The organism is Arenibaculum pallidiluteum (assembly GCF_017355985.1).
GTDB lineage: Bacteria > Pseudomonadota > Alphaproteobacteria > Azospirillales > Azospirillaceae > Arenibaculum > Arenibaculum pallidiluteum.
On record NZ_JAFIQU010000023.1, the window covers coordinates 56,715 to 72,437 of the forward strand.

The 15,723-nt window shown below is 67.6% G+C and carries 1 protein-coding gene; it reads left to right on the forward strand.

Annotated features, from left to right (window positions below; translation table 11 throughout):
• The first annotated feature begins 682 nt into the window (after positions 1–682).
• Complete coding sequence (locus tag JUB13_RS28450; protein ID WP_207485437.1) at positions 683–15,715, forward strand: hypothetical protein; 15,033 nt, start codon at positions 683–685, stop codon at positions 15,713–15,715.
• Positions 15,716–15,723 lie beyond the last annotated feature (8 nt).

The window sequence follows — 15,723 nt, forward strand, 5'->3', positions numbered from 1 at the left end:
GGAAGCGAGGCAGACTCTTGACGGGCTAATTACCAACTTTGGGGAACGCTACGGCATTACTGGAGCTCTCGCGGAAACTATTAAGAAATCTTTCACTATACAAGGAAAAATGGATCCAAACGACCCTATCTGGTCAAACCGCGATAAACTTAATGCATTGCTGGGTTCTGCTGAGGCTCGGCCATTCATTGACAGAATGGCAGATATCCATGTTGCAAGCGCAGTGGCGGAAGTTAAGACGGTTTCCGATGCTGTCTCGAGAAAATGGAATGTGACGCTAGATCCTGCAAGCGAGGCTCTTCTCGCGACCTGGACAAATATGACCGGGAACCTGGATACAGCAGAAAGGTATTTTGGCGGTGAGGAGGTCACTTACAACGGGAAAGAACAAACTCTACATCATCCGCCAACGTTCGATGATGTTTACGAATATCTTCGCGATAATGATTATTACAGGAGAAATCCGCGGAATTTTGAGAACAATATTGAAAAAGTTTTTAAGGCGCTCGACGCTGCGGGAATTCCGCGCCCAGTTCTACCATCAAGCCTTCTAGAAGGTGGTGATCCTGATTCACCGGGTGGCTCAGATGAAACCCTGAACGGAGGCTCTGGCGAGGATTCACTTCATGACGCAGGGGGCGCCGACTCCGGTGACCAGAGGCCTATTATCGACCTTCCAAGCTTGGAAGACTTTCAGAAGGCCGGCGTTGCTGGCCTGGGTAGTATTGCCGGAGCGCTGACATCCATCATTTCCGGCGATAACTTTATCGGAAATGTAGTGGCGTCGCCACTCGCATCATTGATTAGCACGGACATATTTTCTTCCGCGCTCGGAATGGAGGTGGCAGGAGACCTCATCTCCACATTTGGAGAATCTCTCCCCGTCTCGACGGTATCCTTCTTTACGGACCGCCTAACTGACATTCTAGGCCTTGAGGGGCTTGCCGATTCGCTGGTCGATTTGGCTCTGAATGCGGTAATCGTCAGCCCACTTATGAACGCGACGTTGGACGTGGGTACGTCGCTCGGTGAAGCCCTCTCAGGTGTTGGACTCACAAACCTTCTTGATGCCGGAATGGGCACCATCGGTGCATTTCTCGGCAGCAAACTGATTGGAGCTGAAACGCTCGGAGGGCAGATCCTTGGCGCCGGCGGTAGCGCCGCTGGATCGATCATCGGCCAAGCCGCGATCCCGATTCCCGGAGTTGGTGCGCTCATCGGGTCCTTTATCGGGAGCACAGTCGGTCGTCTTGTCGGGAACCTCTTCGGCGGCAAGCCTTCCGCAGGCCCTATGGCATTTGCGGACGTCGACTACGAGGACGGCGAATACCGCGTCGTCTCGGTCGGGCAGGATAACCACGGCGACCTCGGCGTCGCACGTGCCATGGGCGAGAAGGTTGCCGATGCGCTGAACGCTGTGCTCGCACTGACAGGAGGGGAGCCATCCAAAGGGAACCCGACTCCCTTCACGGTGGGCTATCACAAGGGCGAGTTCCTGTGTCAGGAGCCGTATGACTCCAACCGCGAGAAGTTCGGCACCGATGCAAACCGCGCTGTGTTCGAGGCGGTACAACGAGCGATCGCCGACATGCAGCTTGCCGGTGGCGATCCGATCGTCATGCATGCGCTTCAGGCGGCGCAAACTGGCAATCTGCAGGAGCTCCTGAACAACCTGCAGGCGGCAGCTGATTACAGCGCGCTCGTGGAAGCCGGGATGGACCCGGATGAGGTGCTTGCCGATCCCGAGCAAGCCGGTGCCTGGAGGTCAGTGCTCGAGAAAGCCAAGGAGCTTGGGCTCGATGAAGCCGCGAAGAACGCCGCCGCCGAACAAGCGGCCGCGGCCGCCTTAGACGTCACACCAGCACCAGAGTGGGAGGCTGAACAGGGCGGAGAAACTCCTGATGCCGTGTTCTTCGAGCCGACGTCCTTTGTCGACCCGACGGAGCTCGACGAAGATGGGCTCCCGCCGGAGTTGCAGGCTCTGCAGGGCGGCGCGACTTCCGAGCACCGCCCGGCGAGCGGCGACATTGGCTTCGGGGCCAGCTCCACGGCCGCCAGCGCCGTCAATTGGGTTGAGGCAGAGTATCACGGCGGCGGAGAGGGCGAGGCCGGCGGAGGAGGCAGTTCCGTCCTGGGGCCAATCCTCGGTACTGGTGGAATCGATGCGATTGCCGGTTCCCACGACCTGAAAGATACCGGAATCGAGTTTGCAGTCGGCTCGGCGGGCAATGACCGGGTTACGGGAGGCAATATCGCCGAGACTATATCTGGGGCTCAAGGCGCGGACACCCTGGTTGGCGGCGGCGGTGCAGATCTCCTGCGGGGCGGAAGTGGTGACGATGAGCTCCGCGGTGGCATCGGTGACGATGTTCTCATTGGTGGTACGGGCGACGACCTGTTGTCGGGCGGTGCCGGCGACGACGTGTTGGCAGGTGGTGGCGGCGACGACAAGCTGACAGGTGGTGAAGGCTCTGACGCCCTCGATGGCGGCGCGGGGGAAGATCTTCTGCGTGGAGGGACGGGCGCGGACCTCCTTCTCGGCGGTTCAGGAGATGACCGGCTCGAAGGCGAGGCCGGTAACGACCGTCTGCTTGGTGGAGCGGGCGACGACACGCTCGACGGTGGTGCCGGCGCAGACCGGATGTGGGGCGGTGACGGCAACGACGTCCTGAAGGGAGGAACAGGAGCGGACCTGCTGTCAGGCGGCGCTGGCGACGATGTCCTCGTCGGCGGCAGCGGCGCCGACAGGCTCGACGGTGGGGATGGAACCGACTCGGTTTCTTACTCGGCTTCCTACGCGGGCGTGAACGTAGACCTGGCTACAGGCGTCGGCAGAGGAGGCGAGGCCAGTGGCGACGTGCTGTCGTCCGTCGAGAACGTTATCGGATCCCGGTTCGCCGATGTCCTGCACGGAGACGCAGGGGCCAACATTCTGTCTGGCATGGGCGGAGACGACATTCTGGCAGGCGGCGCTGGTGCAGACACGCTGGTTGGTGGATCCGGACGAGATACGGTCGACTACGCGCATTCGAACAGCGCGGTCTATGTGAACCTCGCCGAGGGCCTGGGGGGCGGTGGCCATGCAGACGGCGATCACTACAGCGGCATCGAGGATGCCGTAGGCTCGCGCCACAACGACGGACTGCGTGGCACGGACGCAGCAAACCGGCTCGATGGCGGGGCGGGCAATGACCTGCTGCGGGGAGACGGCGGGGCCGACACGCTGATCGGCGGCGACGGATCTGATACTGCCATCTACCGCGGCTCCTCCAGGGGCGTTGCCATCGATCTCGAGGCCGGGCGTGGGCGCGGAGGCGAGGCCGAAGGCGACGTCCTCTCCAGCATCGAAAACGTGATCGGCTCGGCCCATGCCGACATCCTGAAGGGCGACGCTGCCGACAATGTGCTGACCGGTGGTGAAGGCGCCGACACGCTGATCGGTGGGGCCGGCTCCGACACAGCGTCCTATCACGAAGCGTCCGGCAGCGTGCATGTTGACCTCTCGCAGGGACGCGGGCTGTCGGGTGAAGCCGAAGGGGACGTGCTCTCGGGCATCGAGAACTTGACCGGCTCACGCTTTGACGACGAGCTGATCGGCAATTCCGGAAACAACGTCCTGGTCGGCGGTGGCGGAGATGACCTGCTCGCAGGGGGCGCCGGGAACGACACCTATATCTGGCGCCGCGGCGACGGGCAGGATCGAGTTGTCGACACGGGCGGCAATGATGCCATCGCGCTGGCAGACGTCTCCGGCCGTGACGTCCGCCTGAGCTGGGACGGTCAGCGCCTGACGATCGCGCTGCCCGGCGGCGGCGCTATGGTGCTGGAAGGCCACATCGAGAAGCTGCGCTTCCCCGACGGCAGCGAGCGCGAGCTGCCGCGCGACGCCGGCTCGCCGGACCTGCAGCGTCTGGCTGCGATGGCGGCGCAGCTCGACGGCGGCGACAGCCGCCAGATGGCGCTGATGGCCGGTACCGGCGGCGAGGCTGCCGTGGCTGCGCTTGTCGAGCGTGCCGTCGCCTACGCCAGCGCCACCATGCGGTCCTATGCAGACCAACTCGAACAGGCCATCCAGGACAGGCACGACAACAATTTCGCTGACGCGTCACGTTCCCACGCCGAAATACGCGCGCTCTCTTTTGATGAGCAGGCGGGCGAGCGCGCAGCCGACCGGACGGCTGCCGCCGAGGCGGCACTGCAAAATGCCCGCGCCACGGGGATGGAGGCCGAGCACGTCGTTGCGGTGCCGGAAGCCCAGGCCGAGCCGAGCGCGCTGCAGACGGCGCGCGCGACCATCGACCAGGCGCGGACGCAACGCACGGACGCCACCGAGGCGGCCGTTTCGCCGCCCGCCGAAGACACGGCCGCGCGTCCGGCATCGACGACGGCCGCCGCTGTCGTGGGAGCCAGCGTCGGAGATGCAGAAGCCGCGGCGCGCGATGCCCTAGAGGACGCACGCACCTCAATAGCGGCAGAGGCGGCATTGGTTGTCTCTGAGTCCGGCGGCGCCACTGGAGATCTTGCCGAAGCCGCCCGGATGGCCGAGGGCGCGTTGGCTTCGGCCCGCGAAGCGGTCGACTTGGCGCGCGCCATGGCGGAAGCCGAGGCGCAGGGGACCGCGATTGATGCCAGCGGCACCGGCGACGCACGCGCGGAACAGCGGCGTGCTCCGGAGGGGGGCAGCACCCGCAATCCGCCCGCCTCGACCGGCGCCGACGCTTCGCGGACGGTATCCGCGACCGAACAGGCCTTGGCCGCGGCGCGCGCCGCCGCCGAACGAGCGCGCGTGGCGGCGCTCGCGGGGGCGGCGACCCTCGCCACGGTCCAGGCCGCTGCCGCCCGTGGCGCGGCTGATCTGGTCGCCTCCGGAGCGCTGACACCCGACGGAATCGCTGCCGCGGCCGACGAGATGGCCCTGGCAGCCGCCGTGGGGCTTTCGGACGCCATGACCATCGGCACCGTTGCGGAGCTCGCTCCAGCTGACAGGGCCGCGGCTCAGGAGGATGCCGTTCCCGTTGTGATCGCGGCCGAAGACTTGCGCTCTTCGGAGCCCGGCGACGAGACCACGGCATCGGCCGGTCGGGCGACAGGCGGCACCGCGGCAACCAGGTCTGGCGACGAGGATCAGGCGGCATTTCCGGCCGAGGGGATCGCCCCCGACGGATCTTCTGGCACGTTCCAGCAACCGCCAGCTTCGGTCACCAGCGCTGGCACACAGACAGGGGCGAGGGACACCTCGCTCGCAGCGCCGGAAGATGACACGGCCCTCGATGGGAGCAGGGCGGGTTGGATGTCCGCTCCGGCATCCTCCGAGGACGCGGCATCCGGCGAGCCTGCTGACGCCGACATGGAGAGGGACTCGCGAGCTGCGGTGACACCGATCACCGCGCCAAAGACCGCGACCGTTGCCGATTGGGAGGCCTACGACTCTTCGGAACTGCTGGACTTTTCCACTTCTCCCTCGCCGGTCACCGCGGACCTCGCCGATTGGCAGGCCACCACCAACGCGGCAGCGAAGAAGCATCTCCGGGGCTCGGTGTTTGGCGACACCCTGACTGGGACCGACACCGCCAACAGGATCGAGGGTGGTTCCGGCGACGATCTGCTGGTCGGGGGCGCAGGCAGCGACAGCCTCGATGGCGGCGAGGGCATCGATACGGCGGATTATTCCGGATCTGGTGCCGGCGTCACCGTTGATCTCGCGTTCGGTATCGGTACAGGCGGTGACGCCGAGGGCGACCGTCTGGTCGCGGTCGAGAACCTGCGGGGCTCGGCCCATGCGGATCGGCTCATTGGCGACGGGGAAGCCAACAGGATCGAAGCCGGCGCCGGTGCCGACACGCTGTCGGGTGCTGGCGGGGCCGATACGCTGGCCGGCGGTACAGGCCTGGATTGGGCCGATTATAGCGCCTCGGCTGCTGGCGTCGCGGTGGACCTCGCCGCTGGCGTCGGATCAGGCGGGGACGCCGAAGGCGATGTCCTCAGCGGGATAGAGAACTTGGCAGGCTCAGCCGGCGGCGACCGTCTGGCTGGCGATGCTGGTGCCAACAGGCTCGAGGGCGGCGGTGGCGACGACCAGCTGTCCGGCGGTGCTGGTGCCGACACGTTGTCAGGCGGCGCCGGCAGGGATGTTGCGGATTACTCCGCCTCGGGCGCAGCGGTGGTGGTCGACCTTGCCGGCGGCACGGGTGCCGGTGGCGATGCGGAAGGCGATGTGCTGTCAGGTCTCGAGGACGTGATCGGATCGGCTCATGGCGACCGGATTTCCGGCGATGCCGGTGCCAACTCCCTCGATGGTGCCGCCGGTAACGATACGCTTTCGGGCGGCGCCGGTGCCGACACGCTGCAGGGCGGCGCCGGTATCGACACGGCCGACTATTCCGGCTCGAACACGGCCGTCTCGGTCGATCTCGCCGTAGGCTCCGGCCGGGGCGGTGATGCCCAGGGCGACGTTCTGGGCGGGATCGAAAACCTGACGGGTACCGGACAAGACGATGCGCTCGCCGGCGATGGTGGTGCCAATCGACTGGACGGCGGTGCCGGCGACGACACGCTGTCGGGGAGGGGCGGAGCCGACACCCTGTCCGGAGGCGCCGGCACGGACCGTGCGGATTACTCCGGTTCGGGCGCGGCCGTCACCGTCAGCCTGGCATCCGGATCCGGGACCGGCGGCGATGCCGAGGGCGACCACCTATCCGGGATTGAGGACATCACAGGCTCAGCGTTTGACGACCGTCTCACGGGAGGTGGCGGTTCGAACCGGCTCGACGGTGGCGAAGGGGCCGATACACTGGTTGGCGGTGCCGGGGCGGATTCGCTTGCCGGTGGTGCGGGAACCGACCTCGCAGATTACAGGGGCGCCGGTTCAGGGGTCTCGGTGAGCCTGGAGGCGGGCGTCGGGGCCGCAGGGGATGCCGCGGGCGATGTCCTCAGCGGGATCGAGGACCTTGCCGGCTCCGACTTCAGCGACCGGCTCACCGGTGATGCCGGCAGCAATCGGCTGGATGGCGGCGCCGGCAACGATTTTCTGTCGGGTGGCGGCAGCGCCGATACGCTGACAGGGGGGCTCGGCGACGACACGCTCGCCGGTGGTACGGGCGCCGACCTGCTTGAGGGTGGCGCCGGTGCCGATACGGGCGACTACTCCAACTCCTCGGCAGCAGTTGCGATCGATCTCTCCAGTGGAACTGCCGCCGGTGGCGATGCCGAAGGCGACGTGCTGTCGAGCATCGAGAATCTCGTGGGCTCGGCTCTTGCCGACGCGCTGACAGGTGATGCCGGCAGCAACCGCATCGAGGGTGGCGCGGGAGCCGACACGCTGACGGGCGGGGCCGGGGCTGACACGCTGGCAGGCGGCGCGGGGTATGACCTCGTGGACTATGCGGCGTCGGATGCCGGGGTTTCTGTCGATCTTGCGCTTGGGATGGGATCCGGCGGCGACGCCGAGGGCGACGTCCTTTCGGACGTTGAGGACGTGATCGGGTCGGATCTGGACGACGTTCTCGGCGGCGATGCAGCCGCCAACTGGCTGCAGGGCGGGAGGGGCGATGACACCATTGCTGGCGGCGCGGGCGCGGACATCCTGGAAGGTGGCGAGGGTCGCGACACCCTGAGCTATAGCGGCTCGGCATCGGGCGTGACGGTCGATCTCGCGGCAGGGGCAGGTGTCGGCGGCGACGCCGACGGCGACGTCCTCGCGGGGTTCGAGCACGTCGTGGGATCCGCCCAAGACGACATGCTGCTTGGCTCGATTGCCGGCGAGATGCTGGACGGCGGCGCGGGAGCCGACCTGCTGGATGGCATTGCCGGCGATGACACGTTGGTGGCCGGCGCAGGTGACGACACGGTGTTCGGCGGGGCCGGATCGGATTCCATCGACGGTGGCGACGGCGCTGACTTGTTGGTCGGCGGTTCGGGGGCAGACGTGCTTCTGGGCGGCACCGGCGATGATGTTCTGCAGGGCGGCGACGGCGCCGATACTCTGCAGGGGGGCGCAGGGATGGACCTCATCTCCTATGCCGACGCGGGGGCTGGCATTGCGATCGACCTCGCGAACGGACAGGGGGCTGCCGGCGACGTGGTCTCCGGGATCGAGGGAGCCATCGGCTCGGCCTATGCCGACAGCCTTGCAGGCGATGCCGGTGCCAATTGGCTCGAGGGTGGCGCGGGCCATGACACCCTGGCAGGTGCGGCCGGAGCGGACACGCTCGTCGGCGGGGCTGGTACCGATCTGGCGGACTACGCCGGCTCCTCGGCTGGTGTCATCGTCGACTTGGCTCTTGGTGCCGGTGCGGGTGGTGATGCCGAAGGCGACTTACTCGACGGGGTCGAGGATCTGCGCGGATCGGACCATGACGACCAGCTTGCCGGTGATGCCGGGGGCAACCGGATCGACGGCGGATCCGGCAACGACATACTCTCGGGCGCCGGTGGGGCAGACACGCTCGTGGGGGGCGCTGGCACGGACCGGGCTGACTACGCGAGTTCCAACACCGGCGTCTCGGTGGACCTCTCTGTCGGGGCGGGCACCGGCGGCGATGCTGAAGGCGACCGGCTGGAGGGCGTCGAAGACCTTGCCGGATCGGCACATGACGACCGTCTCTTGGGCAATGGCGGAAGCAACCGCATCGAGGGCGGCGCCGGCAACGACACCCTGGTTGGCGCGGCCGGGGCCGACACGCTGATCGGCGGGGCGGGAGCGGACCGCGCCAACTACTCAAGCTCAGGAACCGCGGTCACGGTTGATCTTGCGGCTGGAACGGGGCTTGGTGGCGATGCCGCTGGCGACCGGCTGTCTGGCGTCGAAGACGTCACGGGCTCGGGGTATGCCGACCTTCTGTTGGGTGATGGTGGCGGCAACCGGCTCGACGGTGCGTCTGGCGACGATACGCTGGATGGCGCGGCGGGCAGCGACACGCTGACCGGCGGCGGCGGTGCCGATGCGCTTCTGGGCGGGGACGGGGACGACCTTGTGCAGGGTGGCGACGGTGACGACCTGCTCGCCGGCGACGGCGGTGCCGACCGGCTCGAAGGGGGTGCCGGGGACGACCTGCTGCAGGGCGGGGCCGGCGCGGATGTGATCGACGGCGGTTCCGGCACGGACACGCTCTCCTATGTCGGTGCTGGTTCCGGCATTTCAGTCGATCTTGCTGCCGGTCTCGGCACGGTCGGGGATGCCGCGGGCGATTCGATCTCCGGGATCGAGGCTGTGGTCGGGTCCGCCTACGCCGACACAATCGCCGGTGGCACGGTGGCAGAGCGGATCGAGGGAGGTGCCGGCAACGATCTCTTGGCAGGCGGCGGCGGCGCAGACACCTTGGCGGGCGGCGCTGGTATCGATACGGCGGACTACTCGACCTCGGCCGGAGCGGTATCCGTCGACCTGGGCGCCGGAACCGGTATAGGCGGCGACGCCGATGGCGACCTGCTCTTGGGAATTGAGGATCTGACGGGCTCGGCTCACGCTGACCAGCTCATCGGCGATGCCGGGGCTAACCGCCTCGATGGTGGCGCGGGTAGCGACACGCTGAAGGGCGGCGCAGGAGCCGACACGCTGGCGGGCGGCGCCGGTACGGACCTTGCCGATTACGCCGCGTCGGGCTCGGCCGTGGCGGTGAACCTCACCGTCGGCCTCGGCTCCGGCGGCGAAGCGGCGGGCGATCATTTGTCGGGGATCGAGGACCTGCGGGGGTCTGGCTTCGCCGATATCCTGGCTGGCGACGGCGGGACGAACCGGCTGGAGGGTGGCGCCGGCGCCGACACCATCGATGGTGCAGCGGGCGACGACAACCTTGGCGGCGGCTCTGGGGACGATGCGCTGTTCGGCGGAACCGGCTCGGATCGTCTCGATGGGGGCGATGGCGACGATCTGCTTTCGGGTGGCGGAGACGCTGATTTCCTGACGGGCGGCGCCGGCGCTGATACGGCGAGCTATGCAGGCTCGGCAGACGGGGTTGCCGTCGACCTTGCGACAGGCCTGGGCAGTGGTGGCGATGCCGCGGGCGACAGGCTGGCGGGCATAGAAAACCTGTTGGGCTCGGCGCATGCCGATGGGCTGACCGGCGATGCATCTGGCAACCGGCTGGATGGCGCCGATGGTGCCGACACGCTGGCAGGCGGCGCCGGTGCGGACACGCTGGTTGGTGGTGAGGGGCGTGACCGGGCCGACTATGGCACCTCTTCGGCGGGCGTGCGGGTCGATCTTGCGGCCGGGACAGGCACGGGTGGGGATGCCGAAGGCGACGTGCTCTCGGGCATCGAGGATCTCACGGGCTCGTCGCAGGATGATCGGCTGTCCGGCGACGCCGGCGCGAACGCGATCGAAGGCGGCGCGGGCGACGATACCCTCGCGGGTGGCGCGGGCGCTGACACGCTGTCGGGCGGAGCGGGAGCTGACCTGGCGGATTATTCTGGTTCCTCGGCCGGGGTCGCGGTCGACCTCGCCACCGGGATCGGCACAGGCGGCGATGCGGATGGTGACACACTGTCCGGGATCGAGAACCTGCAGGGCTCCAGCCTGGCTGACCGTCTGACCGGCGATGCCGGGGGGAACAGCCTGGCCGGCGGTGCAGGGGCCGACACGCTGGCCGGCGGGGCCGGGGCGGATACGCTGGCTGGCGGTGCCGGGCTCGACCGTGCGGACTACTCGGCCTCCCAAACCGGGGTGACGGTCGACCTCGCCGCCGGGACGGGGGCGGGTGGGGATGCGCAGGGAGACGTCCTATCGGAAATCGATGAGGTTCTCGGCTCGGCCAAGGGGGACACGCTGCTGGGCGACGGCGCGGCCAACCGGCTGGATGGTGGAGCGGGCGATGACGCGCTGGCGGGCGGTACCGGCGCGGACACGCTGATCGGTGGTGCCGGAAGGGATCTCGCGAACTACGAGGCCTCCTCCTCGGGAGTAACCGTGGACCTTGCCGCTGGTTCGGGGATTGGCGGAGATGCCGCCGGAGATGTGCTCGCCGGTATCGAAGATCTGTCCGGATCGGCTTATGCCGACATCCTGCTCGGCGACAGCTTGGACAACCGTCTCGACGGCAACTCAGGCAATGACACGCTGGACGGCGGCGCCGGGGCGGATTCGCTGCTGGGCGGTGCGGGCGACGATGCCCTGCTGGGCGGCGCGGGCGATGACCGGGTCGAAGGCGAGGCCGGTACCGACCTGCTGGTGGGCGATGCAGGAGACGACGTGCTCCTGGGTGGTGACGGCGACGACATCCTGGTCGGCGGCGCAGGCGCTGATACGCTCGACGGTGGCGCTGGTGTCGACCAGGTCTCGTATGAAGAGTCCACGGCCGCCGTAGCGATCGACCTCGGCATCGGCGTAGGCACGGCAGGTGAAGCGGCTGGCGACGTCTTCATCGGGATCGAGGGCGTCGTCGGATCCACCTTTGGCGATGCGCTGACAGGCGATGCGGCTGCCAACCGACTCGATGGCGGCGCCGGAGACGACGTGCTCATCGGCGGAGCCGGCGCCGATACGCTGTCCGGTGGGACCGGGCGCGACGTTGCGGATTATTCCGCTTCGGGCGGCGGAGTGACGGTCGACCTCATGGCCGGGACAGGCTCGGGTGGCGATGCGCAGGGCGACGTTCTGTCGTGGATTGAGGAGGTCGTCGGCTCCGCCGAGGCAGACACGTTGCTGGGCGACGGGGCGGCCAACCGCCTGGATGGTGGTGCGGGCGACGACGTGCTGGCCGGCGGCGCCGGGCCAGATACGCTGTCGGGAGGCGCTGGCCGTGACACGGCGACTTACGCCGGGTCGGGGGCCGCGGTCTCCGTTGACCTTGTTTCCGGAAACGGGTCCGGCGGCGATGCCGCGGGAGACCGGCTTTCCGGCATCGAGGATCTGGTCGGGTCTGACCATTCCGACACCTTGCTTGGCGACGACGATGCGAACGTCGTCTCTGGCGGGCTCGGCGCCGACACGATGGAGGGCGGTGGCGGAGCGGACACGCTCCTGGGCGGCGCGGGCGACGACGTCATGGGCGGTGGCAGCGGCGCGGACCAGCTGCAGGGCGGCGATGGAGCCGACATCCTGTTCGGCGGCGATGGCGACGACACGCTCGACGGCGGCGCCGGCGACGACGTCCTTCAGGGCGGCGCCGGGTCCGATCGTCTTGTCGGCGGCGATGGGCATGACCTCGTCTCCTATGCGGGATCCACCTCCGGGCTCGCGATTGACCTGACCCTCGGAGAGGGCACCGCGGGCGAGGCGGCCGGCGACAGCTTCGACGGCGTGGAAGGAATCGTCGGGTCCGCCCACGCCGACACCTTGTCCGGCGGCGCCTCGGACGACCGTTTCGAAGGCAATGCCGGAAACGACCTGCTGTCGGGCGCCGCGGGGGCGGACTCGCTGTATGGCGGCATGGGGCTCGACACGCTCGTCGGTGGGGCTGGCGACGATGCCCTCTACGGAGACGACGGCGACGACCTCCTGGACGGCGGCGACGGCGATGACGTCCTGGACGGCGGAGCCGGCAACGACACGATCCGGGCTGGCGCTGGAAACGACTACATCGTCCTCAGCGGCGGTGTCGACCTGGTCGACGGCGGCGACGGTTACGACGCGATCAGCTTCCAGCAGGCGGCGTCCGGTGTGGTCATCGATGTCGGCACCGCGCTCGGCATCGAGGTCGTCTACGGCTCGTCCCATGGCGACATCCTGACGGGCGGTGCCGCCTCGGAACGCATCGACGGCGCCGAGGGCTCCGACACCCTGAGCGGTGGTGGCGGCAACGATGTGCTCCTGGGGGGCGCCGACAACGACACGGTGTCGGGCGGCGAGGCAGACGACTACCTGCAGGGTGACGGTGGCAACGACCTGCTCTCGGGCGACGCTGGCGTCGATGAGCTGCACGGCGGCGATGGCGACGACCGGCTGGTCGGCGGAGCTGGGGGCGACGCGCTCTACGGTGGGAGCGGGGCGGATCGCCTCGAGGGTGGGACCGAGGATGATGTTCTCGACGGCGGATCGGGCGTCGACGACCTCTGGGGTGGCAGCGGCAATGACGTTCTACGCGGTGGCGACGGCGCCGATGTCGTGCGTGGCGAGGACGGCAACGACCTGATCGAGGGCGGCTATGGCGCAGACGTGCTGGATGCCGGCACGGGCAACGATTTCGTGGACGGCGGCGCCGATGACGACACCATCCTCGGCAGCGACGGGGCGGATACGCTCCAGGGCGGTTCCGGTCAGGACCTGCTGGACTATGCCAATTCCGGGGCGGCCGTCGCCATCAACCTGGAAACAGGACTGGGTGTGGGGGGCCTAGCCGAGGGCGATGTCCTCTCCGGCTTCGAGATCGTTCGCGGCAGTGCCGGCAACGACAACATCGTCGGGTCCTATGCCGACGAGACGCTCGCGGGTGGGGACGGAGCGGACCTCCTTGACGGGCGCGGTGGGCAGGATCGGCTGGTCGGGGGCGCCGGCCACGACATCCTGTCCGGCGGCGATGGCGAAGACACACTGATCGGTGGTGCCGGTGCCGATGCCCTGAGCGGCGGTTCGGGACGCGACCGGATCGATTACTCCGCTTCCTGGGCCGCGATCGACGTTCGGCTCTGGTCGGGCAGCGCCGGCATCGGCGGCGAAGCGGACGGCGACACCTTCTCGGGTATCGAGGACATCGTCGGCACCGCCTACGCCGACATCCTGGCGGGCGATGGATACGACAACGAGATCCATGGTGGCGGCGGAAACGACACGATCCGCGGCCGCGAGGGCAATGACAGCATCTACGGCGATGATGGCGACGACCTGATCTACAACGGCCCTGGGTACGAGTACGTGGACGGCGGTGCCGGCAACGACATGATCTCGTACTACGGCAGCAATGGCCCTGTTTCCGTGTATCTCCAGGGCAGCTGGGCTTCGGTGAGCGGCGCCGATGTCGGCGAGAGTATCATCTACAACTTCGAAGGGGTCGCCGGCTCGAACGGCTTCGGCGACCTTCTCTACGGCGATGGCAACGCGAATCTCATCCATGGAGAGGGCGGAAACGACACGCTCGGCGGCGGCTGGGGCGCCGACACGCTGAACGGCGGCGACGGTCGCGATCTCGTGGACTACCGGGGCTCGAGCGCCGTCGAGGTCCGCCTGAACGAGGGCTATGGCCGTGGCGGCGATGCCGAAGGAGATCGGTATTCCGGAATCGAGGACATCTACGGCTCGAACGACAGCGACACGCTGATCGGCAACAACAGCGCCAACACGATCTACGGCGGCGACGGCTGGGGCAACGACACCATCTCCGGCATGGGCGGCAACGATACGATCTACGCCGGAGAAGGCGATGATGTGATCGTCATCGATGGTGGCTACGAGGCCGTAGACGGAGGCGGTGGCCGCGACGCGGTCGCCTTCTGGAACGCCGGATCCGGCGTTACGGTCCGGCTCTTCAACGGCGACAATGCCGGCATAGCCGCGGGCGATTACTACACCAACGTCGAGGATGTGTTCGGGTCGAATTATGACGACGTGATCGCGGGCGATGCCGGAAGCAACGTTCTGCGCGGGCGTGCCGGCAACGACACTTTCAACGCCCGCGAAGGGTACAATGAAGTCTACGGCGATGAGGGCAACGACCTGATCTGGCTCAGCCAGTACCAGGATACCCAGATCTGGGGAGGCTCCGGGGCCGACACGGTTGCATTCTCGGACGCCTCGGCGAACGTCACGATCCAGTCGGGCTGGGGCGCCTTTGATGTCTACGGCAGCTTCGGGCACGGCACAATCCGTGAGGTCGAGTACCTGCAGTTCTCCGACCGGACGATCGGAACCGGGGGCCTCGCCCCAATCGTCATCGACCTGGATCGCGACGGCGTCGAGCTGATCGATGCCGTCGCCTCCAACGTCTCCATTCTCCACCCCGCCTCGGGTGCGAAGGTGCGCAGTGGCTGGGTCGGCGCCGACGATGGGCTGCTGTTCTTTGATGCTGATGGCGATGGTGTCGCCGGTTCGGTCGAGGAGTATGCGTTCTCGGGGTACCACCCGGACGCGATGACGGACCTCCAGGGGCTCGCGCTGGCCTTCGACGAAAACCAGGACGGTCGCCTGGATGAGGCGGATTCTCGCTGGTCGCAGTTCGCGGTCTGGCAGGACGTCAACTCCGACGGTTTCTCCGACGCTGAGGAGATCCTGTCGCTCGCGACCTTGGGCATTGTCTCGATCGATCTCCTCGCGAAAGAGCCGGGCCGCTTCCAGGACGGTAACATCGTGATGGGCGAAGTCGCCGCTCACACCGCGGATGGCGGGTCCTACACGGCAGCGGACGTCATCTTCGGTTTCGACACGACCGGCTTGGCCCGGTTCGCGGAGCCGCAGGACGAGGATCTTCCGAATCTCTCGCCCTTGCCCGCCGGCAGCGCCACCGCCGAACCCGGTCCGGAGGCCGAAGGGCCGGTGGCGTCCACCGCAGAGGCTGTCGACACGGCAGTCGCGGATTCCGCTCGGACCGAGCAGGAGATGGCGGTTCGTGGCGGGGAGAGCTCCGTTGCCGCCGATTTCCGTGCCGACACGGCGGCAGCTTCCGAAGCCCCGGACGAGGGCGCCGTCCAGAGTGCAAGTGAAGCCGAGCAGATGGCGGCGGCAATGGCGTCCTTCGATGCCGCTTTCGGCGCCAACGATACCGAACCCGATCAGGGCTGGGAGGCGTCGGTGATGGTGTATCCGGCGCCCGACGACCCGCCGCGCGAGCTCGAAGAGGCCGCGTAGTTCATTCC